Here is a 22,210-nt window from a genome sequence, read left to right on the forward strand (position 1 = left end):
ATCAACTCCAAGCATGCCAGTTAGCTGACCTAAATTAATGGGCTAAAACAGCTGGCTTTGCTTTTCACCCGCAAAAGGCGCCAGCGGGGGTAACGGGGTAATTTTTCCAAGTGCATTGTAGAGTAAGCGGGCCATATGGGGAGACTCACGATTATCTGCAGTATGCACAAATAAGAAAGGGGTTTTCCCCTGATTTATCCACAGCTTTAGTTGAGCCTTCCAGGCGGTGAAGTAGTCACTGTTTATTGTTTTGTCAATATGGCCAATGAAACGAATCACCGGATAATTTGCCGTGGAAAGCACGTGTAGTGGGAGTTTCGGCTTTTCTTGCTGTGCATGTGCCAGCCCGATATGGTCATTTGCGGGCGTTGAGAAGACAGGGCGCACATCAAGCATCACTCGGTTGGCCGAATAAGTTATCAACAGGCGGTTGAGGGCGATTTCAGCAGTCCCTTTGTGGAAAAACTCAGGGTGGCGTACTTCCACTGCGCAAGGAAGATGTGAAGGCCAAGCCGCGAGCAACGCTTCAAGCTGCGGCAGCTCCTGGGGGCCAAAATCGCGCGGTAACTGAACCATGGTCGGTCCAAGCTGAGAGTGCAGCGGTTCAAGCGCCGCTAAAAACGCCCAGGCATCTTCCAGCCGCGTAAGCCGTTGATCGTGGGTCACGCTGGCCGGTAGTTTAAAGCAGAAACGAAAGTGCGGCGGCGCTTGGCGCGCCCAGGCGGCAACCGTTTCGGGCTTTGGAATGCCACTATAAAACGTGGTATTTCCCTCTACGCTGGAAAATACCGCTGCATAATCGCTCAATAGTTCTGATTTGGCATGGCGCGGATAAAGGCTGCCGAGCCAGTCTTGATTGGCCCACATGGGCAAGCCTAAATAAAGCGGAAGCGTCATGGGTGCCATACCTGAGTCAACAAGATAAAGCGCTAATATAACAGGTTAGAGTGTTTGCCCGTTAAGCAGTGTGAGCGGCTTTTATAGGGTTCATGTATGGCTTTTATGTATAGCAAGGCGCGGAAAATGTGAAATTGTTAAGACGCTGATAGCGCTACTATGCAGGTATGGCCCCTTTATCAACAGGACAGCCCCATGAACGCAGCTTTCGTAAGCAGTGATAAGATCCGCGACCAGTTTTCCAGCGCGATGTCAGCGATGTATCAGCAGGAGGTACCACAATACGGCACCTTGCTATCGCTGGTCGAGGCCGTTAATCAAGAGGTGTTAACCGCTAACCCTGCGCTTAACAGTGCCCTGCAGGGTAGTGATGAGTTAGCGCGTATCAACGTTGAACGCCATGGTGCGATTCGGGTGGGCAGCGCGGATGAGCTCGCCATGTTGCGACGCATGTTCGCGGTCATGGGAATGCAGCCGGTGGGTTATTACGACCTGGCGGCGGCAGGCGTGCCGGTGCACTCCACGGCGTTTCGGCCAGTTTCGGACAGTTCGCTCAAGCGTAACCCCTTTCGCGTCTTTACCTCGCTACTGCGCCTTGAGCTGATCGAAAAAACCGAACTAAGGGAGCAGGCGAGTGACGTTTTACGCAACCGAGACATCTTTACGGCAGAAGTAAAAACGCTCATTGAGCGCTTTGAGCAGCAGGGTGGGCTCAACACCACCGATGCCGAGCAGTTCGTACAAGAGGCGCTGGAAACGTTCCGCTGGCATGACGAAGCAACCGTCGACTTAGCCACCTACGAACGTTTGCATAATGAGCATCGCCTGATTGCCGACGTGGTTTGCTTCCGCGGCCCGCATATTAATCACCTAACGCCACGAACGTTAGATATTGATGAAGTACAGCGGCGTATGTCCGGCGTGGGCATTGACCCCAAAGCGACGATTGAAGGGCCCCCGCGTCGCGACTGCCCGATCCTGTTACGCCAAACCAGCTTTAAAGCGCTGGAGGAGACCATCGCCTTCGCGGATGCAGCCGAAGGCAAACACACCGCCCGCTTCGGTGAAATCGAGCAGCGTGGTATCGCTTTAACGCATAAGGGGCGAGCGCTCTATGATCGCCTGCTGGCGGCTGCCCGGGAAAATGCTCCCGCCGCGGCGAATAACGATGCCCATCAGGCGCATTTATCCGAGGTGTTTAAGGATTTCCCGGATGATGACACAACGCTACGGCGTGAAGGGTTAGCGTTTTTCCATTATCAGGCGGTTCAGGGCGCCTCTGTGCAAGGATCCGTTTCGATAGAGCAGGTGGATAGCCTAGTCGAACAGGGGGTTCTCATGATAACGCCCATGATTTATGAGGACTTCTTACCCGTTAGCGCGGCCGGTATTTTTCAGTCCAACCTGGGTGGAAACAGCCATGAAAATTACACCAGCAGCGCAAGCCAGCAGCAGTTTGAGCAGGCCTTGGGGGTTGAAGTGATCAATGAGATTGAGCTGTATGCCCAGCGCCAGCAAGCATCGCTTGAACAGGCGCTGGCGCAATTGGCAGGTTAGCAGCTTATGGTGGTGCGAATGAGGCGAGCTTTTGACTGAAGCAGCGGTAAATACTCTTTAAGTAGCGTATCTAAATCGATACGTGCAGCGTTGGTGCTAATGTTAATAGCACCTAATAGTTTGCCATTTGCATCAAATGCAGGGACCGCCAGCGAGCGTAAGCCAGAGTCGAGCTCTTGATCAGCAATGGCATAACCTTGCTGGCGCGCTTTATCGATACACTTTTTAAGCTCGCCTTTTGTTGCAAAGGTTTTATCGGTATAGCGCTGCAGCGTTATCCGCGCTAAATAGGCATCCAGTTCAGCTTCCGGCAGTTGAGCAAGAAGGACCCGCCCCATGGAGGTATAAGCGGCCGGTAACCGAGTGCCGATAGACAACGTGATAGCCATTAAGCGGTGACGCGCCGCTGAGCGCGCGACATAAATGACTTCATCGCCATCGAGTACGCCTAAAGAGGAAGACTCTCCACACTCGTTAGTGATCTCCTCTAAATACTGTTGAATAGCGCTGCGATAATTATTGGCAGACAAAAACGAGTAACCCAACTGCAGCACCCGCGGCGCTAACTCAAAGTAGCGCTGCTGTTTGCGCACATAGCCGAGCGCATGCAGGGTAAGTAGGAAGCGCCGCGCTTTCGCTCGGTTCATACCAGTGCGCGTGGCCACTTCGCTAAGGGTCATCCTGGGGTGGCTTTCATCAAACGCTAAAATAACTTCCAGGCCACTCGCCAACGCAGTCACGAAGTCACGGTCTTCGGGGGTTAACATTTCATCCTGGAGCTGTTCTTCCATCGGTGTCCACTCATCGAAAGAGACGTAAATTTAGGAGGCCAATATAGCATATTGTTCGAATAGCGAACATATATGCGCTAATGCGCTTGATAAGTACATCAGCAGCTTAGGCTGTCATAAAAGAGTGAGTGCGTGCGTTAATGCGTGTAAATCTTTAATCGTAATGACATCGTTGGGAAAAGGAGATTCGGCGGGGTTTGCGGTCACGCCCACGAACAGAGTTCCGTTAGAACGAGCGGCGCGATAATCGTTGTACGAATCGCCAATCATAACGGTGGCTTTCGGAGCCAATTGGTGGCGGGTTAGCAAGTTGCGTAAGCCTGTGGCTTTATCGGGAGGTGCACCTACTACCTCTTTAAAATAGGGCGTCAATTGACGCTGTTCTACAATAGCCGTTAGTTCTTGTTCGGGTGTGGCAGACAAAAGGTATAGCAATCGTTGATGTTGCCAATCGCTTAGGAATTCCAGTGCTCCAGGGATATGGGGTGCGTCCAGTAAGCGTTCTTCCACGCTGGCCTTAAATTGACGACAAAGTTCTTGAATGCGTGCCTCATTGGTCTGCTTGCCCAATATATGCTCTTCGATATGACGAAACTTAACTTCTCTGGGCTGGCCCCCGCGTCGGCTAAGATAGGCAACAACGGCGCGGTACTGGCTTTCAGGCGTTTGACGATAAACATCGGCAAATGCCTGACGCTTTAGTGTTGCAGAGTCGAGAACTACACCATCGAAGTCAAAGACCAGTGCATAAAAAGGGATCGTTTCGTCATCACTCACCGAACTACTCCGCTGGCTAAGTTGACATGACCAAGCAAAAATAACGGCACCTTCTTAATCAAAGTGTGCCGTTGTACGAGCGTTAGCGACGTTTAAAGCGTGAATATAACCACCCTTTTAGTGGGGTGTTGCCTAGAAGAACCAGTACAATGACGGAAGTTAGTACTAACGAAAGCGGATTGACCACCAACCCAAGTAGAAAATCTACACTGCTATCGCCTACCGATGACATCGCTTGACGATAAGATTCGTCCAATAGGGGGCCCAAAATGACACCTAGAATAATTGGGCCCATCTGAAAGCCAAACATTTTCAGCCAGTAGCCTAAAATGCCAAAGCCCAGCATCCAATAGACTTCCGTCATGCTGCTATTGAGCGAGTAAGTACCTACCACACAGAGCACTAAAATTAGCGGAATCATGATGGCTTTAGGCACTTCAACAATTTTGGTAAAGAGCTTGATGCCGGTAAGCCCAAAGAACAGCAGAAAAATGTTTGCTAATGCTAAGTTGCCAACGGTAAACCAAAACATATACGGCGTTTCAATCATCAGCATAGGGCCTGGATTCAAGCCATGAATGACCAGTGCACCAATCATCACCGCAGTGACCGCATCCCCTGGCATGCCCAGTGTTAGCATGGGTACGTAAGCACCCCCTACGGCCGCATTATTCGCTGACTCTGGCGCGACAAGCCCTTCATATGCACCTTCACCAAACGGGACTTCGGGGTTTTTTACCGAGCGTTTAGCATGGTCGTAGGCAAATAACGAAGCAATATCCCCACCCGTACCAGGCAACGCGCCCACTACGACACCGATAATTGAAGTACGTATTGAGAGCGGTAAAAACTTAAGCACCATGTTGAGAGGAGGAACGATCTTATCGACATTCTGCTTCACCGGCACTTTGGCCATGTTGTGCAGTTGATAAAATGCTTCTGCTACACCAAATAGGCCGATCATGACCACCACATAGTGAATCCCGCCCAGCAGCTCCATGCTACCCATCGTCAGGCGTGGCTGAGCAGTCACCATGTCCATGCCCACCAGCCCGATGGTGGCACCCAAGGCAACTGAGAAAATGCCACGTGCAAGTGACTTGCCTGACAGCGAACTGACCAATAACAAACCCATGACAGCAATTAAAAAGTAGTCGCGGGGTGCAAACTGTAGTGCTAAATCAGCAAGGTGTGGCGCAGTGAGAGCCAGCACAAGAACACCAATTAAGCCGCCGATCACGGACATGACGGTGCTTAGTCCAATCGCCTTGCCTGCTTCACCTTTTAGGGCCAGCGGATAGCCGTCGAACGCGGTGGTAACTGCTGAGGGAGCACCAGGAATGTTGAGCAAAATGGCAGTGCGCGAACCGCCGTAAACGCCGCCAACATAGATACCTACCATTAGCGCTAGTGCGTTATTGATCTCCCAAGAAAAAGTAAAGGAGATCAAAATAGAGACGGCCATCGTGACGGATAAGCCGGGAATCGCACCGACATAAATACCGGCGAGTACACCTAGGGCGGTTAAGCCTAGAAGGCCTGGATCAAGCCAAGCCATGAGCAGGTAAGAGAAGGTATCACTCATTGGATGCCTCGGGGGTCATAATCAAGGAAGGTAAACACGAAAGACGATCGTGAAAAGAACGTAAATTACCGCAATAGCCAGCGTGGCAATCATTAAAGAACTAATGATTTTTCCTTGACGATAATAAATGAACATAGCGGCTAAAAAGATAAACGTACTGACGTAAAAGCTTGTCCACATAATTGCCGCTAAATAAAGCATCGACACTATCGAGAACACTACAATATGTGGTTTAAAGTGCTCATGTAGAAACACTTTGAACTCTTGCGTGGCCGTGAGAATGTGCGGGTCCCGTTGCTTGCGGCGGTGGCTGAAAAGAATGGCCAGCGAGGAGCCAAGCATGATGAGTGCTAACCCGATGGGAAACGAGCCAGCTGAATTCAAACGTATGCCGTCATCAATGCGATAAGCTTCATACAATACGACGATACTAAAAAGCAGTAATAGCCAATCGAATACTTTCTCTCCGGCTTGAACACGCTCTATTTTTTTAGTCATAAATAGACTCCAAGGGGACAGGTTGTTTCCCTGCCCCCTAAGTCATAGGAAGAGAAGGCGTTAAGGGCGTGGAATGCCTAGCTCTTCAGGGGATTTTTCGACTGCATCCGCCTCAAACATGGACCATGCGGTTACGGACTGCCAGTTATCCAAGTACTGCTGTGCTTCTTCACCATTAAGGTTGAGTGATTCGCCGCCAAAGTTGGTTAAGAACTCCTGGAATCCATCACTGGCAACGGCCTGCTCATAGGCATCTTCCAAGGTAGCTTTCACATCATCGGGCGTATCTTCATGGACAAACACACCCCAAAATGGACCCCAGGGTAAGAACGACTCCAGTTCTGGAATAGCATCAGTGATTGGTGGAACGCCTGGCAGGTCTGCAAGCTCTTCGCTACCCAGCACGGCCAGACCCTTTAGACGGCCAGCACGAATCTGCTCAGCGACAGCAGAAAGGCTAAGGGGCATAAAATCGATATGTTCACCCAGCAGCGCGGTTACGCCTGGGCCATCGCCACCGAAGGTCACGGTTCGCACATCAAGATCATCGACTGAGTTAATCATGGCGTGGATAGTGCTTGGTAGGCCACCCGCGCCGGTGCCACCCATTTTGAGTTCACCTGGGTTTTCGTGGGCGTATTCAAGCAACTCAGCGAAAGTATCAAACTCGCTTTCAGGATGAGTGGCGATGACGACTAGCCCTTGCCCGATAATATTGATGGGATGCATATCATCGTAAGTGAATTCTGCTAAACCCATTAGCGGATATAGCTGCGGGTTTTCGGCACCAAAAAGCAGATTGTAGCCGTCAGGGCGCTGACGCATGACATGGTTCATGCCGATAACGCCAGTACCACCTGCCCGGTTGGTAAGCACAATGGTGGTATCCAGTACTTCTTCTACATGAGGTGTCAGGCTGCGTACGACGTTGTCGGTTGCCCCACCGGCACCCCACTGTATGGTGCCTTGAATGTTACGCTCGGGATAATCGGCGAAAGCGCCGCCCGCAACTGCTATAGAGCCGATAGCGATGGCCAACTGGGTGAAAAGTGGCTTAGTCATGCTTTATCCTCCAACGAGTTATTATATTAGGTACTGCCAATGGCGTTATTAGTTCGCTTTACGAACTTAAGTACTTAAAGCGAACACTAGTGGTCGCTTTGATTGCTGTCAATCAACAATCGTTCTTATAAGACCAAGGTGTAATGCATCATCAAGGCCTATTCGACGCTATTGTAAGCTGCGCTTAATAAGAAGAAGTAATTGAGCAAAGCATGCATTAGTTCCTCTTTCTACTCATTATAAAGGGCGTAGTATCGCCATGTCCTTAGACGTAGTGCTAGCGGCGAGATGAATTGGTTGCCATTACCCCCACTTCATCATGCATAATGCGAACTAAAGAACGCTATGCGAACAATGGTTGTCTATACTGCAATCTATTGGCTCAGCTATAACTAAACATAATAGTCGTGGTGCCCAAGCAACCCAGCTAGGAAGCACTACCTTGGAGGACGCTATGCGCGCAATTGCAACTGTTTGCCTTAGTGGTGATCTACGAACCAAGCTAGAAGCCATTGCCCGCGCGGGCTTTGATGGCGTCGAAATATTTGAGAATGATCTACTCTCCTTTGATGGTTCCCCGGAAGAAGTTCGCAAGCTGTGCGAAAGCCTGGGGCTTACTATCGTTGCTTTCCAACCGTTTCGCGACTTTGAGGCGATGCCGGAGCCACAGCGCAGTCGCAATCTTAAGCGTGCAGAGCGAAAGTTCGAGCTGATGGAGCAGTTAGGGACAGATTTTCTGCTCGTTTGTAGCAACGTATCCCCCCAAGCCGTAGACGATATGGATCGTGTAGTGGCGGATTTGCGTGAGCTTGCTGAAATGGCCGCTAAGCGTAATATCCGAGTGGGGTTTGAAGCGTTGGCCTGGGGGCGCCATATCTCCGACTACCGGGATACATGGGAAGCGGTGCGCCGCGTCGATCATCCTAATTTAGGTATCGTGCTGGATAGCTTTCATATTCTTTCCCGTGGTCACGACCTTTCTACTATCGGTAAAATTCCTAAAGAAAAAATATTCTTTGTCCAAGTGGCAGATGCGCCGCTCATGGATATGGACGTACTTCAGTGGAGCCGACACTTCCGGTGTTTCCCGGGCCAAGGTCGTCTGCCGCTGAAAGCCTTTATGACTGAGCTCGCCAAAACCGGTTATGACGGTCCGCTGTCGCTTGAAATCTTTAGTGATGCCTTCCGTGCGGCGCCAACAGAAATCACAGCGTTGGATGGCCTTCGCTCGCTCATTCTGCTGGAAAATCTGGTCGAAGAGGGGCCTTGGGCAAGCCCTATTCCCCCAGCGCCGCGCTACAACGGCATTCACTTTATTGAGTTCACCCTTGATGAAGAGAGCGCAGCCCCGTTGGGTGAGTTTATCGATGCCCTAGGCTTTCGACATGTGGGCCGCCACCGCTCCAAAAATGTTGAGCTTTGGAAGCAGGGTGATATTCATTTAGTGCTCAACTTTGAAACCGACAGTTTTGCTCACACTTTCCGTCTCCTACACGGTACCTCAGTATGCGCAGTCGGTTTTCGTGTAGATGATGTTGAGCGTGGGCTTGTTCGCGCTAAAGCTTTCAAAGCTCAGGCTTTCCGTGGCCAAGTGGGCGAAGGCGAGATGGAGATATCAGCGCTGCGAGGTATAGAAGGTAGCCTAGTTTATCTGGTGGATGATAAAGCGGCAGATGACTTGCAGTGGCGTACCGATTTTGAACTGTTTGATCAAGAGAGCCGCAATGAAGCTGGGCTGACTCGCGTTGATCATCTCTCTTATGTGCTGCCTGCCACCCAGCTACTTAGCTGGCAGCTCTTCCACCGTACGGTCTTTGGATTTGACGCCGCAGCGGAGAACGAGATCATCGACCCGAGGGGAATGATGATCAGCCAAGCCGTCATCAGCCCAGAGCAGAGTATTCGCATTCCGTTGACCGTTTCACAAGCGCAGGATACCCAGCCAGGGCGGTTCCTGAGTGAATTTCGCGGCGGTGTACAGCAGATTGCCTTCGAGAGTCATGACATCTTCGCCACAGTGGATGAGCTTCAAGCCCGCGGCTTGCCGCTGCTTAGAATCCCTCAGAATTATTACGACGACCTAGATGCGCGTTATGGGCTCGAGGAAGAGCTGCTGGAAGCAATGCGTCAGCGCAACATTCTGTTTGATCGCAATGACGAAGGCGATTTTTTACATGCCTATACCGAAACGTTTTCAGGCCGTTTTTTCTTCGAAATTGTAGAACGCCGTGGTGCTTATCAACAGTTTGGTGCCGCTAATGCGGGCATTCGCTTAGCCGCGCAGGCGGCACAGCGCTAATTATACAAAACGATAAATACGCTTCAGTGTGAAACAGCACTGCGCGGGAGGATACTCATGAAACTCGGCCTGATCGGTAAAGCGATTATGAATTCCAGCTCGCCGGATCTCCATACTCGGCTAGGGGAACTCACCGGCATCCCAACGACTTACGACCTGTTTGATGCCAATGAGCAGCCGATTGAGTCGTTGGAAAGCCAGGTTAAAAAGGTTATTGCTGCGGGCTATCGCGGGGTCAATGTGACGTTTCCCTGGAAAGAAACCGCCGTTAAGTTGGCAACCCGCCCCTCCATTGGGGCCAAAATGGTCGGGGCTGCCAATACACTGGTGTTTGAAAAAGGTGAAATTATTGCCGAGAACACCGATTTTACCGGTTTTATGAGTGGCTTTCGCGCCACGCTAGGTGAGCGAAAACCAGGACGAGTACTGTTAATGGGCACCGGGGGTGTCGGCAAAGCCGTCGCCTTTGGCCTGGGGCAACTTGGGGCAAGTGAAGTGATCCTGATGGATTTGGATAGCGCCAAGTCACATCAGTTGGCCAATGAGCTACAACAGCAAGGCTTCGTCGCCTCAACGATTACCGCCGAACAGTTAGCGGAAACCGTGCCGCACTGCGATGGACTCGTAAACTGTACCCCGATTGGTCACGAAAAAAGCCCTGGCTGCCCAATCCCTGCAAAGCTGGTTCAGGCGCACCACTGGATTTTTGATGCGGTGTACGTACCGGCGGTCACCGAATTTATTACCGCGGCAAAGCAAGCGGGCGCAGCGGTGGTTAGCGGCGTCAGCCTCTTTGTGTTTCAAGGCGTCGACGCCTTTAAGCTGTTCTGTGAAGATGAAGCTAAGCGCGAGGCGGCTGAACAGCAGTCAGCCACGCTGTTTGCCCACTATCGTCGCGAGCTGATTAAGGAGAATGACGCATGAGCCAAGGTAAAGTGCTGGTAATGCACGGCCCCAATCTAAATTTACTCGGTACTCGTCAGCCGGAAATATACGGCTATGAGACGCTGGAAGACGTTAATAACGCGCTACGAGAAAAAGCCGTGATGGCGGACTGGGAAGTGAATTGCTTGCAGAGCAACCATGAGGGAGCGCTGATTGACGCCATTCATGCCGCTAGGCTGGATGGCACACAGGCAATTATTATCAACCCCGCTGCCTATACCCACACGTCGGTTGCCATTCTGGATGCGCTCAATGCGTTTGAGGGCAAGGTGATCGAAGTGCACATCTCTAACGTGCACAAGCGCGAAAGCTTCCGCCACCACTCCTACGTCTCCCTACGCGCTGACGGCGTTATTGCAGGGCTAGGAACGCAAGGTTATCAAGCGGCGCTGGATGCCATTATGAAGGCTGCCAGTGCATGAGTGCTATGTTCGCCGCGTGGCAAGATAAATACCCGCAGCGATAATGAGTACCGCGCCCAAATACGTTTCAAGCAGCGGGATATCGCCAAATACTAGGTATCCCGAAGCGGATGCCCACACAATCTGCACATAAAGAAATGGTGAGACCAGTGAGGCGGGGGCACAGCGCATGGCCATAATCATGGTCAGTTGGCTACCCGCACCAAGTATACCCACCAGCAAAAAAAGCGGCATATCGACAAGCGCGATGGGCGTCCAGAAGAACGGCACGACCAAGCTGCTTATCACTGCGCCCGCTAGCCCTGCATAGAACAGCGAGGTTAGCGGGTGATCACGACGTCCAAAGCGACGGGTCGTGAGTTGATAGAGCGCAAAGCACAACGCCATGCCAAACGGGAGTAGTGCTGCAGGTTGCCCACGCCAATCGACCGGCCCAATGGCAATGAGAACCCCTATAAAGCCCACCAGTACGGCCAGCCCTCGGCCTAGCGTCACACGCTCTTTAAGTAGCGGAATAGCCAGTAAGGTGACCAGTAGCGGTGCGCTAAAGTTGATCACGTAGACCTGTAACATAGGGAGTTCGCGCAGCGCTAGATAGGCGAACGTGCTGGCGCCGAGTAGCAGTAGACCGCGCAACAGTTGTCCCATGAGCGATTCGGTTTTAAGTAACGCTTGCCCGCGAGTGAAGCCCAGCCACAGCAAATAGCCGATAAGCACCAGCATATGCCCTGCATAGCGTGCCCACACGATTTGTACCGGTGAATAGCCTTGCCCTAGCCACTTAACGCCGGTATCGAGCATCACAAACAGCAGCCCCGCCAGCAGCATAAAGCCAATACCGAGCAGAGGACGGTCGGCGGGTAAGGCCTTCACAAAGCAGCCAACAGCTCACGCGCCTTGGTTAATGCTCGTTGTGCACGCTCCAGCGCTGAAATGCCCTGTCGGCGAAGCCCGTCAGTTGGAATTTCTAAACTCATTGATCGTCCTTTTGGCAAAGCGCTTAGCAATCCTGTGAGATCGATATCGCCGTCGCCTGGGAAGCAGCGCTCTTGACGTGCCTGACGCAAAATCTCATCCATATCATCAGGAATGGGGCCCGCCACATCGCATAGTTGCATGTAGCGCAGCCATTCAGGCGGCACACTAGCGAGCGTCTCAAGGCGGCTTGCTGAACGATTGAAATGAAACGCATCGACGAGTAAGCAGGCGTTATCGAACCCATGACCACGCGCAGCACCCACTACGCTGGCGGCTTGCTCCAGGTTTTTCACGCCTGTCCAGGGCATAAACTCAAGATGCGGATAGAGGCCGCGAGACTTAGCTAACTCGCAAAGCTGAGCAAAGTTGTCCTGGGTGCGTATAAGGTCTTCGTCATTGCCCGCCACTAATACTTCGCTGGCGCCCAGCTCAGCACCAATATCCAGGATATGGGCAAACTCCTCAACGATCCGCGTTTCAGGCTTAAGGCGAAAAATCTCGATATCCAGCACTTGAATGCCGCTATCACGCAGCGCTTGCTGAGTGCGGCGCAGTAAGTTCCTATCGTTAGCGAGTGGAAAGTGATGCTCTTCCGGAGTGGCGGGAATCAGCCTAAGCCCCACAGCGTCGTACCCTGCTTCGGCGGCCACCTCAATCATGTCCGGTGGGGACAGCTCAAGCACTGTCAACGCGGCAAGCGAAAAGCGGGGAGAGGGGGTGGCATCAGGCATCGGGTAACTCCTGGGTTGCGGCATGAAGGCCTGCAATATAGCCAAAGGTCATCGCAGGCCCCAGGTTTATACCACCCGCAGGGTAGAAGCCGCCCATGATGCTGGCCATATCACTACCTGCCGCATAAAGGCCATCAATAGGCTGGTTGGCGGTGTTAAGCACTTGTGCATACTCATTGGTTTTAAGCCCGGCAAAGGTGCCAAAACTGCCAGGCTGCACTTTTACGGCGTAAAAAGGCCCCTGATCAAGCGGTGCGACACAGGGGTTTGGCCTGTTCGCCGGGTCGCCGTTTTTACGATTGTAGGGCGTGCTGCCGCGGCCAAAGGCAGGATCTTCGCCTAACTGAGCGTGGTGGTTATACTCATCAACCGTCTGTTTAAGCCCTTGTGGGTCAATCCCGCACTCTACTGCCAACGCTTCCATCGTTTTAGCGCTTTTAAGGTAGCCTTTTTTGATCCAATGCTTAAAAGGTAGTGGTGCCGGGCGGCTAATGCCCAAACCATATCGACGTTGGAAGCGGTGACAACACACAAGCCAGGAGCAGACCTCTTCGCCCTCAGGCACCGCCTTTACCATTGCATCGACGTAATCGTAGTAGCCGCTTGCTTCGTTGACGAAGCGACGGCCATTTTTCAGCACACCAATCACGCCTGGTTTTGCGCGATCAATGATATGGGGAAAGTGGCCCACATGGCCGTCTGGGTAGGGAACCAGCGAAACCGGTGCCCAGGCAACGGGGGAGTAAAGCGAGGTGTCTACCACGCCGCCCACGGTTTCACCTAGGTGTAAACCGTCGCCACTGGCGGACGAGGGTGGCAGTGGCCAATGCTCCTCGCCCGTGGGCGTTTTGGGAAACAGCGCCTTACGCCGTGTGATGTCCCAGGGAAAACCGCCCGCTGCCAAGACCACGCCTTTCGCCGCCCGAATGGAGACGTCGCCTTCGGGCGTTCCAATTACTACACCCGTTACCCGTTCGCCCTCCTTCACGAGTTGCTTAGCGGGGGAAGAGACCCACATCTCTACCCCCAGAGCCGTCGCTGATTTAGCTAACCGCCCGGTGAGCGCCACGCCATTGACCAACTGCATGGCGCGACCATGGCGTGCCAAGTCAAAGAGATGGCGAGAGACGCGTTTTGCAACGTGCAGAAACGCCCTCGGTGAACGCGTAACGTTGAGAAACGCTGCCAAATCGGGCCCGGCTTGAATGGGCATGCCGAGAAACGCTGTTTCGGGCATGGTGGTACGCAGTTTTTTCAGTGTTTGGATGTCTAGCTCGCGGCCATCAAACGGCGCAGCGATCACCGAGCGGCCGCCCGTGCCTGCGCCGGGTGTATCCCCATGGATATCCGCGATAGCGTTGCCAGCGTTAAATTGGAGGGCTGTCTTGTCGTGGAAGAACTCGACCATAGCGGGTGATGCCGCCAGGAAGGCGTCGATTTTACGCGCATCAAATCGCTCACCTAGTTCGTGGCGCAGGTAGGTTCTTACTGTTTCTGTATCTTCAGTAATGCCGGCGGCGCGAGCCAATGGGTTGCAGGGCGCCCACATCCATCCACCCGACCAGGCGGTTGCACCACCGAGGCAGTCGGCTTTTTCGACCACCACGACTTTCAAACCTTGATGTGCCGCCGTAACAGCAGCGGATAACCCTGCCGCCCCTGAACCAACGACTACGAGGTCAACGCTAATGGCGCGAGTGGGCATGAACTCTTCTTCCCAGAGCAGATTATTAAAAACGACATTCAAATAATTTAAGGGAGAGAGCGTGTGTTTGCAATACGTACAAAAGTTCGCGGTTAACTGATGTCTTTCGCGGTCAGTGAATGCTTAATAGAGCGGTAGCGCTTGCTTGGTAAGCCTCATCATACTTTGTTGGATATAGATGCTAATTATTGTGTGAAATCAGTGCTTGCTAATTTTCTTGACGAGTTAAATCCTCTTTAGCTTTTCACTTTTGATACTAAAGTCGTGTTTTTTATAGCTCAGGTAAAAGAGTAACCTCGCTGTATGTAATGCGAATAGATGTGCGAAATGCGAACAAAAATACAATGCAATATAGGAAGTTAAAATGAAAAATATCTTCACCGCAACGTGTATAGCCGCCTGCAGCAGCGCTCTGGCGCTTGGAGTTACGGTTTCCTCAGCCAGTGCCGATGAGTGGCCATCCAACGATGTTCGCTTGGTAGTGCCATATGCACCCGGCGGCACTACCGATGTGCTATCGCGTCGCGTTGCCGATCTCCTCCAACAAGAACTCGACGCCAATGTGATTGTAGAAAATCGTCCGGGCGCGGGTTCCACGGTGGGCACAGGTCGTCTCGCACGAGGCGGACGTGATGCCGATCACACTATTCTAATGGCATCTCCGGGCCATACCATTGGTGCCGCGATCTACCCAGATCTAACCTATGATCCAGTCGATGATTTTGTCTTTCTGCAAAACATGATCGATATTCCTAACGTCATGGTAGTTCCCGCAGACAGCCCTTATGAAAATGTCATCGATTTCGTGGAAGCCGCGAAAGAAGACAACATGACCTTTAGTCATAGCGGCGTGGGTAGCTCTATTCACATGTCGGGCGAGTTATTTAAAACGTTGACTGAAACCAACCTAACCGCAGTGCCTTTTGCCGGTAGCGGCGCGGCGCTTCCTGCGTTACTGGGCGGCGATGTGGATGTGGCGTTCGAGAACATGCCGACGGTGCTTTCGCATATCCGCTCAGGGGATCTGCGTGCTCTTGCCGTTACCTCCGCCGAGCGCTCCGAGTACCTTCCTGATGTTCCGACACTGTCAGAAATCGGTGAATACAACCTTGATCAGTTCATCACGACTGCCTGGTTCGGCCTGATAGCTCACAGCTCCTTCCCTGAAGAAGCGCAGAGCACGATGCGTGAGGCGCTAGCCAACGTTATGGAGCGTGAAGAGTTTCTGGATTTCGCTGAGCAGTTAGGTGCTGAGCCGGGCCAGGTTGCCGGTGAAGAGTTCAAGCAGTTCATCGCCGATGACCTGCAGCGCTGGGAAGAAGTTGCCCAGCAAGCTGGCATCAGTCAATAAGCTCAGTAGTCACCTTTAAGTAAAGGCGAGGACGTAGATCCTCGCCTGTCTTGTTTCTTTGGAGAAGGCAGCGATGACAACATCGGATCCCAAGCGCAGGGTGAAGATAAAGGACATGGGAGATGTGATTACAGGGGTTGTCCTTTTTGGCTTTGCTCTTGTGCTGCTCTTTTACCTTGTACCCAACTACATCAATGAGCCACCGATCCTGCAAAACCCGATGATGTCGCCCCAGTGGCTGCCGCGTATCGTGGGCTGGTTGATATTGCTGTTTTCCATACTGCTCATCTTTCAGGGGTTACTGGTTTCAGGCCCTAGTGAAGAGGATGAGCGGATGATTGAAAAAGGCTCGCCGCGGCGTTTTTTCATGATGGTCGTCGCATTAGTGATCTATGTCGCTCTGTTTGAATCGATGGGGGCGGTGTTCTGCGGCATTCTGGCAACACTGGTTCTGTTCGTGGCTCACCCTGTTCGAACGTGGTGGGTATATAGCATGGCATTTCTATTTCCGATTGTTGTTGCCTTCTTATTTGTGGAAGTCATGAACGTACCGCTTCCGATGATGCCGTTTTGGCTCTGAGTTACTCATTATTGTTTTAGGTGAGCTATGGAAATTTTTTCGGAAGTCATACAGCTATTTTTTAGCGTCGAAAACTTTTTGGCGATCGCCGTGGGGGTCGTCATCGGCGTGGTTGTTGGGTCTATCCCTGGGCTAACGGCTACAATGGCAGTGGCATTAGCGCTGCCCTTTACCTTCTCAATGCAGCCAATTGCAGCGATTCTGTTACTGGTGGGGATCTATAAAGGGGGTATGTACGGCGGGTCGATTACGGCAATCTTAATCCGTACGCCTGGCTCTCCTGCGTCGGCCTGTACGCTGTTGGATGGCTATCCCATGGCCCAGCAAGGGCATGCCAAAAAGGCGCTTAAAGCAGCGCTTTACTCATCTGTTATCGCCGATTTCATTTCCAATATTGCCCTGATCTTCTTTGCTGCTTACTTGGCTAAGATTGCACTTAATTTTGGGGCGCCGGAGTTTTTCTGGCTGATCTGTTTCTCTCTAACCATCATTATTTCCCTTGCCAGTGGCTCCATGATCAAGGGCTTGATGGCCGCATTGCTGGGCATTCTGCTTTCAATGGTAGGGCTGGACGATGTTTTTGGATCCCAGCGGCTTACCTTTGGCAGTTACAATTTAATGGATAGCATCTCCTTTATTCCTTTGCTGATCGGTCTGTTCGCTATACCAGAGATTATCGAGTTTTATCGTAAGAAAGCGGTGCCCCACATCAAAGCTAAGGCAAGTGGTGCTGGCTTGGCATTTTCTGAACTGAAACGCTGTATGAAAAGCATCGTACGTGGCAGCTTAATTGGCGTCGTCATTGGCGCTATTCCCGGAACCGGGGCCACCGCCGCTGCGTTTATTTCTTATAGCGATGCCCGCAGGCGCTCTCCTAATAAGGCTAACTTCGGCAAGGGTGAGGTAGAGGGTGTTGCTGCAGCAGAGGCGGGTAATAACGGCGTGGCGGGCGCGACGATGATTCCGTTGCTCTCTTTAGGTATTCCTGGGGATGTCATCACTGCCATTATCCTCGGTGCCTTTATGGTGCATGGTTTAACGCCCGGTCCGTTAATGTTTCAAGAGAACCTGTCGCTGATCTATGCGCTGTTTATGGGCATTATGCTCAGCTCGGTAATATTACTGGTAGTGGGCAATGTCGCCATTAAGTACTTCTCCTTAATTGCTGATATTCCAAAGCCTGTCCTTTTCCCCATCGTCTTGATGTTTTGTGTTTACGGGGCCTACGCCGTTAATAACGATACGTTCGATGTGGGGTTGATGCTGGCCTTTGGCGTGCTGGGCTATATATTCAACCGGGCGGCCATACCCGCAGCCCCGTTTCTAATCGGTTTCATCCTGGGCCCGATGTTCGAAGATAACCTACGCCGTTCTCTTTTAATCGGTTCCAACGACCTGTCTATCTTTGTGCGTGGCCCGATTACCTGGTTCTTTATCGCGCTGACAGTGGGCTCTATTGCCTTAGCGTTCTATCGCTTTTTGGAAGAGCGCCGAAAGACCCAGGATAAAGCGTCAAAAACATCTTAACCGTAGCCGGTTTACAACAATTCGAATGCCCGACGAGAACGAGTCAATGAGTGACTACTTTTATAGCGCTGATCGAATCCGTGACCGCTTTTCTCAAGCGATGTCCGATATGTATCAGCAAGAAGTGCCCCAGTACGGCACGCTGCTTTCCCTGGTAGCTGAAGTTAACCAAGAGGTGATTGAGCGTGATACCTCGCTAGCAACAGCCCTCTCCTCAACCGGTGAGATGACGCGTTTGCACGTTGAGCGGCATGGCGCCATTCGAGTGGGTAGCCCCGCTGAATTGTCGCTTTTACGCCGCATGTTTGCCGTGATGGGGATGTTCCCTGTTGGTTACTATGACCTTTCAGTGGCTGGCGTGCCTGTTCATGCAACGGCGTTTCGTCCTATCGACGATGAGGCGCTGACATTAAACCCTTTCCGGTTATTTACCTCGTTACTGCGACTTGAACTTATAGCCAACGATGAGCTACGCGAGCAGGCGGCTGCCATTATCGCCTCGCGAGAGATTGTCACCCCTCAGGCGGTCACTCTGATTGAACGCTTTGAGGTGCAGGGCGGGCTAAACGAAGCGGAGGCTAAAGCATTCGTCATAGAAGCACTGGAAACCTTCCGTTGGCACCGTGATGCCACCGTCGATTTAGCGACCTATCAAGCGCTTCATCATGAGCATCGTTTGATTGCAGACGTGGTCTGCTTCCGTGGGCCGCATATCAATCATTTGACCCCGCGTACTCTAGATATCGATGAAGTGCAGCGGCGCATGCCCGCCAGTGGTATTACACCCAAAGCCATCATCGAAGGGCCGCCACGTCGGCACTGCCCGATCTTATTGCGTCAGACCAGTTTTAAAGCGTTAGAAGAATCCATCTATTTTGCGGATGAGGCAGAGGGCCAGCATACGGCTCGCTTCGGCGAAATCGAGCAGCGCGGGGTAGCCCTAACCCGCAAAGGACGAACGCTTTACGACCAACTGCTAGCCGCTTCACGGCAGGGCGAGCCATCAACTTCCAATGCCAACCATCAGGCTCATTTAGCGCAAGCATTTGTTGAATTTCCTGATGATCAAGAAGTGTTGCGCCGTGAGGGGCTGGCATTTTTCCATTACCGCGTAGCGCCGGGGGCTAAAGCAGATATCGGCAGTACCGATAACATTGAGCAACTTTTGGCGGCAGGTGTGTTGGTGGCAATCCCCATGATATATGAGGACTTTCTGCCGGTCAGTGCGGCGGGGATATTCCAATCTAACTTGGGCGATGGAACACAAGACGAGTACAGCAGCCAATCAAGCCAGCAGGCGTTCGAGTTAGCTCTGGGGGCCCCCGTTACGGATGAGATCGCCCTGTATGAGCATCGCCAGGAAAACTCACTGAAGCAGGCGTTGGCAGAACTACGCGGTGTATAAAGCCCATTCTTGCGTTAGTGATGAAGTTCAGTATCGATGTAGGCAGTGCCAATCATAATCCAGGGAGGCAACGTAATGGCAGGACCATTGGCAGGCTTACGTGTACTTGATCTTAGTCGAGTAATGGCGGGCCCCTGGTGTACCCAGATATTGGCTGATATGGGTGCCGAGGTGATCAAAGTTGAACACCCGACCCTCGGTGACGATACTCGGCACTGGGGGCCTCCCTGGCTAAAGGACAACGAGGGCCAGGATACTCGCGAGTCGGCCTACTATCTTTCGGCCAATCGCGGCAAGCATTCAGTCACTGTCGATATAAGCCAGCCAGAAGGGCAGGCGCTGGTGCGTGAATTAGCCGCTGAAAGTGACATTCTGGTCGAGAACTTCAAAAGCGGAGGGCTTGCGCGCAAGGGGCTCGACTACGCCACTCTAGAGGCGATCAATCCTGGTTTGATTTACTGCTCGATTACCGGCTTTGGACAGACGGGCCCCATGGCCGCAATGGCTGGCTATGACTACCTGATTCAAGCCCAGGCAGGCTTAATGAGTATTACCGGTGCAGCAGATGGGGAGCCGGGTGCGGGGCCTCAACGGGTAGGTATGGCGGTTTCCGACCTGACCACCGGTATGAATGCCACCATCGCGATTCTTGGTGCGTTGCATCACCGGCACAGCAGCGGGAAGGGCCAGTATATCGATATGGCGCTGCTGGATGTTCAGGTTAGTTGGCTGGCTAATCAGGCGCTTAATTACTTCTGCAGCGGCACACCGCCAACCCGTACCGGTGAGTATCACCCTAACTTGGTTCCTTATCAGCCGTTCCCTGCCGCCGACGGCGAAAAAGTGATTATCGCCATTGGCAACGACGGTCAGTTCACGCGGTTCTGTGAAGCCGTGGGGCGGCCCGAGCTAGCCGTTGACCCCCGTTTCAGCACCAATCCCGAGCGGGTTAAGCACCGCCTTGAACTGATTCCATTGATGGTAGAAATTACTCTCAGCCGCGCAAGTTACGAATGGATCGAGATGCTGAGCGCTATTAGCGTGCCCTGCGGCCCGATTCAAAATATTGCCCAGGTCTTCGACGACCCGCAGGTTCGGGCGCGCGGCATGAAGGTAGAGCTTACGTCTGAAACAGGTTCGGTGCCTGGCGTGGCTAACCCTATCAAGTACTCCAAGACGCCGCTTGAGTACCGCAAGCCGCCCCCTCGCCTGGGTGAAGATACCGACAGCGTTTTGGAACGCTTACTGCACAAAGGCGCAGCGGAAATTAGCGCCTTGCGTCAAAAAGGCGTAGTGAAATAAACCTTCGGGTTGGCTAACCGACCGTCACACCGCCGCAAACATAGAGCGTCTGACCGGTAATAAAGCCGCTGCGCTCGTCGCAGAAGAAGCTAACTGCCTGGGCGACGTCTTCTGGCTGGCCCATGCGCTGTAGCGGAATATTGTCGATGATCCGGCGAGCACGCTCAGAGTCCGGTGGGTTGTTCTGCCAGAAAGCAGTGGTGGCGATAGGGCCGGGGGCGACGCAGTTGACCGTAATGCCATGCTCAGCAAGCTCCAGCGCCCAGGTGCGGGCCATGGATTGCAGCGCTCCCTTCGTTGCGCTGTAAATAGTGCGAGCTTCCTTGCCGAGTACCACGCGGCTGGCGTTCATGACGATGCGCCCCATCCCCTGTGCCTTCATGGCTGGCAGCAGTGCCTGGGTGCAGATCAGCGCCGAGCGCACGTTCAGGTGCATCAATGTGTCGAAGTCCTCAAGCCTCGCCTCCTCAAGTAGCGCAGGCGCAACAATACCGACGTTGTTGATCAGCCGGCTCACCGTATAACGCTCGGCGATTTCCGTCATTACCCGACGAGTAGCGTCGGCGTCAGCAAGGTCGATCTGGTAGGCGTCGGCTTGTAAAGACGCCACTTCCGGGGCAACGATATCCACCACGATAACGCGATAGCCATCCTGTTGGAGACGCAAAGCAATGGCCTGGCCGATGTTTCTCGCCCCGCCGGTGACAACGGCGCAGTGTTGTTGATCAGAGTGTTGGTTCATTGTTGTTGTCCTTGGCTGCGATAAACCTTGGTTATTTAAAACGCGAGCTATTGAAAACACGAGTTATTTAAAACGCCATTAGCTCCGTTAGTGTCAACAGCCAGATAATCAGGCTAAGCGTGAAGAACGAAGCGATCGTTGCGACCAGCATGGCCGCAGCGCTGACACCGCCCAGACCGTAGCGTTGGCCCAGCAGGGGGTAAATGCTAATCATCGGCGCCGCGGAGAAGAGCACGGCACCCACAATGTAGAGAGGGTCAATGCCTGGAATAAGCAAAAATGCGATTAAGATGGCCAGCGGATGAATGAGCAGTTTGCCAATCACAATTTGCCCAACGTCCCTGGCCATGCCTTTGACCTGCAGACCAAACAGCGCACCGCCGATCACAAAGAGCGCCGCAGGGCCAGCGGCATTGGCCAGCATATCAATGGCTTTAAACAGAGGAACAGGAATCTGTAACCCTGTAACGGCTAAAAAAATACCCACCAGTAAGCCCACCAGAACAGGGTTTTTGGCCAAGCTTAGGGCGGTCTGCTTAACTGTTTTCCAGACGCTGGCCCCTTGCTGGGAGGACATCTCAGCCAAAATCAGTGCGGCAGGGATAATAATCAGCGTTTCGATCACCATATTGAGGGCCAGCAACACAGCCGCTGGTGAGCCGATGACCATCACGGCGACTGGGTAGCCTACAAAGCCACTGTTGGCCGCTGCCATCCCCAATGCCTGCATAGCACTAACGTTGAGAGGCTGGCGCTGGTACCTCATGCTGAGCAGCAGCCCGCCCCCAAAAACCACCAAGGAGCCCAGCCCGTAGGCCACCATATAGTTGAGTTGCAGTATTTCTTCTAACGGGTGCTGGGTTAAAGCCCTGATGACCAGTGCGGGCAGCGCGAAGAACATGACAAAAACGCCCACACCCTGCATCTGTTCACGCTGGATGAGCCCGCTCCACCTAGCAACATAACCTGCGCTGATCAACAAAAAGATAGGGGTGGTAATGGCAAGAATAGCGAGCATAAAGTCTCTGTCTTGTCGGTGATGAGAAAGTAGATATA

At 52.7% G+C, this 22,210-nt stretch carries 20 protein-coding genes; 9 read left to right on the top strand and 11 right to left on the bottom strand.

The features are described 5' to 3' along the window. Positions 1-42: 42 nt before the first annotated feature. Positions 43-897 carry a DUF72 domain-containing protein gene (locus tag MLE19_RS08635; protein WP_240717771.1) on the bottom strand — a complete coding sequence of 285 codons (855 nt, stop codon included), beginning with the start codon at positions 895-897 and terminating at the stop codon, positions 43-45. Between the two features lie 195 nt (positions 898-1,092). Here MLE19_RS08635 and hglS (MLE19_RS08640) point away from each other — a divergent pair, with 195 nt between their 5' ends. Continuing rightward, positions 1,093-2,454: a 2-oxoadipate dioxygenase/decarboxylase HglS gene (gene hglS, locus MLE19_RS08640; RefSeq protein ID WP_240717772.1), complete on the top strand. Its 1,362-nt coding sequence runs from the start codon at positions 1,093-1,095 to the stop codon at positions 2,452-2,454. Here hglS (MLE19_RS08640) and MLE19_RS08645 read toward each other — a convergent pair. From MLE19_RS08645 to MLE19_RS08665, 5 genes are all read right to left on the bottom strand, one after another. Beyond that, a complete protein-coding gene (locus MLE19_RS08645) occupies positions 2,451-3,245 on the bottom strand; it encodes an IclR family transcriptional regulator domain-containing protein (RefSeq protein ID WP_240717773.1) in 795 nt (264 codons plus the stop codon). The two genes, hglS (MLE19_RS08640) and MLE19_RS08645, sit on opposite strands and share 4 nt — an antisense overlap. A 114-nt stretch (positions 3,246-3,359) precedes the next feature. Further along, a complete protein-coding gene (locus tag MLE19_RS08650; protein ID WP_240717774.1) occupies positions 3,360-4,022 on the bottom strand; it encodes an HAD family hydrolase in 663 nt (220 codons plus the stop codon). A gap of 82 nt (positions 4,023-4,104) precedes the next feature. Then, positions 4,105-5,607 (bottom strand): tripartite tricarboxylate transporter permease, encoded by a 1,503-nt coding sequence (locus MLE19_RS08655; protein ID WP_240717775.1) that lies wholly within the window; start codon positions 5,605-5,607, stop codon positions 4,105-4,107. Positions 5,608-5,628: 21 nt separating this feature from the next. Beyond that, entirely contained in the window at positions 5,629-6,105 is a 477-nt protein-coding gene (locus MLE19_RS08660) for a tripartite tricarboxylate transporter TctB family protein (RefSeq protein WP_240717776.1), read from the bottom strand. Positions 6,106-6,165: 60 nt separating this feature from the next. Beyond that, positions 6,166-7,167 (bottom strand): tripartite tricarboxylate transporter substrate binding protein, encoded by a 1,002-nt coding sequence (locus MLE19_RS08665; RefSeq protein WP_240717777.1) that lies wholly within the window; start codon positions 7,165-7,167, stop codon positions 6,166-6,168. 454 nt (positions 7,168-7,621) lie between these two features. Here MLE19_RS08665 and MLE19_RS08670 point away from each other — a divergent pair, with 454 nt between their 5' ends. The 3 genes from MLE19_RS08670 to aroQ are packed head-to-tail and all read left to right on the top strand — an operon-like array spanning position 7,622 to position 10,833. Next, positions 7,622-9,466 carry a bifunctional sugar phosphate isomerase/epimerase/4-hydroxyphenylpyruvate dioxygenase family protein gene (locus tag MLE19_RS08670; RefSeq protein WP_240717778.1) on the top strand — a complete coding sequence of 615 codons (1,845 nt, stop codon included), beginning with the start codon at positions 7,622-7,624 and terminating at the stop codon, positions 9,464-9,466. Between the two features lie 57 nt (positions 9,467-9,523). Next, positions 9,524-10,390 carry a shikimate dehydrogenase family protein gene (locus MLE19_RS08675; RefSeq protein ID WP_240717779.1) on the top strand — a complete coding sequence of 289 codons (867 nt, stop codon included), beginning with the start codon at positions 9,524-9,526 and terminating at the stop codon, positions 10,388-10,390. Further along, positions 10,387-10,833: a type II 3-dehydroquinate dehydratase gene (aroQ, locus tag MLE19_RS08680; protein ID WP_240717780.1), complete on the top strand. Its 447-nt coding sequence runs from the start codon at positions 10,387-10,389 to the stop codon at positions 10,831-10,833. Before MLE19_RS08675 ends, aroQ begins: the two co-directional genes overlap by 4 nt. Before the next feature lie 3 nt (positions 10,834-10,836). Here the strand turns inward: aroQ and MLE19_RS08685 are convergent, their stop codons facing one another. Genes MLE19_RS08685 through MLE19_RS08695 form a run of 3 tightly spaced genes read right to left on the bottom strand, consistent with a single transcriptional unit; the run spans position 10,837 to position 14,247 of the window. Then, complete coding sequence (locus MLE19_RS08685) at positions 10,837-11,706, bottom strand: DMT family transporter (protein ID WP_240717781.1); 870 nt, start codon at positions 11,704-11,706, stop codon at positions 10,837-10,839. Then, entirely contained in the window at positions 11,703-12,542 is an 840-nt protein-coding gene (locus tag MLE19_RS08690; RefSeq protein WP_240717782.1) for a sugar phosphate isomerase/epimerase family protein, read from the bottom strand. Before MLE19_RS08690 ends, MLE19_RS08685 begins: the two co-directional genes overlap by 4 nt. After that, on the bottom strand, positions 12,535-14,247 hold the full coding sequence (locus MLE19_RS08695) for an FAD-dependent oxidoreductase (protein WP_240717783.1): 1,713 nt from the start codon (positions 14,245-14,247) through the stop codon (positions 12,535-12,537). Before MLE19_RS08695 ends, MLE19_RS08690 begins: the two co-directional genes overlap by 8 nt. Positions 14,248-14,611: 364 nt before the next feature. Here MLE19_RS08695 and MLE19_RS08700 point away from each other — a divergent pair, with 364 nt between their 5' ends. From MLE19_RS08700 to MLE19_RS08720, 5 genes are all read left to right on the top strand, one after another. Next, positions 14,612-15,598 carry a Bug family tripartite tricarboxylate transporter substrate binding protein gene (locus MLE19_RS08700; RefSeq protein ID WP_240717784.1) on the top strand — a complete coding sequence of 329 codons (987 nt, stop codon included), beginning with the start codon at positions 14,612-14,614 and terminating at the stop codon, positions 15,596-15,598. 73 nt (positions 15,599-15,671) lie between these two features. Beyond that, positions 15,672-16,178, top strand: a complete 507-nt coding sequence (locus tag MLE19_RS08705; protein WP_240717785.1) for a tripartite tricarboxylate transporter TctB family protein — start codon at positions 15,672-15,674, stop codon at positions 16,176-16,178. A 27-nt stretch (positions 16,179-16,205) separates the two neighbouring features. Next, complete coding sequence (locus MLE19_RS08710) at positions 16,206-17,705, top strand: tripartite tricarboxylate transporter permease (RefSeq protein WP_240717786.1); 1,500 nt, start codon at positions 16,206-16,208, stop codon at positions 17,703-17,705. A gap of 46 nt (positions 17,706-17,751) precedes the next feature. After that, complete coding sequence (gene hglS / locus MLE19_RS08715) at positions 17,752-19,110, top strand: 2-oxoadipate dioxygenase/decarboxylase HglS (protein ID WP_240717787.1); 1,359 nt, start codon at positions 17,752-17,754, stop codon at positions 19,108-19,110. Between the two features lie 75 nt (positions 19,111-19,185). Continuing rightward, positions 19,186-20,412 carry a CaiB/BaiF CoA transferase family protein gene (locus tag MLE19_RS08720; RefSeq protein ID WP_240717788.1) on the top strand — a complete coding sequence of 409 codons (1,227 nt, stop codon included), beginning with the start codon at positions 19,186-19,188 and terminating at the stop codon, positions 20,410-20,412. Positions 20,413-20,425: 13 nt separating this feature from the next. Here the strand turns inward: MLE19_RS08720 and MLE19_RS08725 are convergent, their stop codons facing one another. Beyond that, entirely contained in the window at positions 20,426-21,154 is a 729-nt protein-coding gene (locus tag MLE19_RS08725; protein ID WP_240717789.1) for an SDR family NAD(P)-dependent oxidoreductase, read from the bottom strand. A 67-nt stretch (positions 21,155-21,221) separates the two neighbouring features. Next, positions 21,222-22,172 carry an AEC family transporter gene (locus MLE19_RS08730; protein ID WP_240717790.1) on the bottom strand — a complete coding sequence of 317 codons (951 nt, stop codon included), beginning with the start codon at positions 22,170-22,172 and terminating at the stop codon, positions 21,222-21,224. Between the last annotated feature and the right edge of the window lie 38 nt (positions 22,173-22,210).

It is taken from the genome of Vreelandella neptunia (assembly GCF_022489065.1).
In the GTDB taxonomy this organism is placed as follows: Bacteria; Pseudomonadota; Gammaproteobacteria; order Pseudomonadales; family Halomonadaceae; genus Vreelandella; species Vreelandella neptunia_A.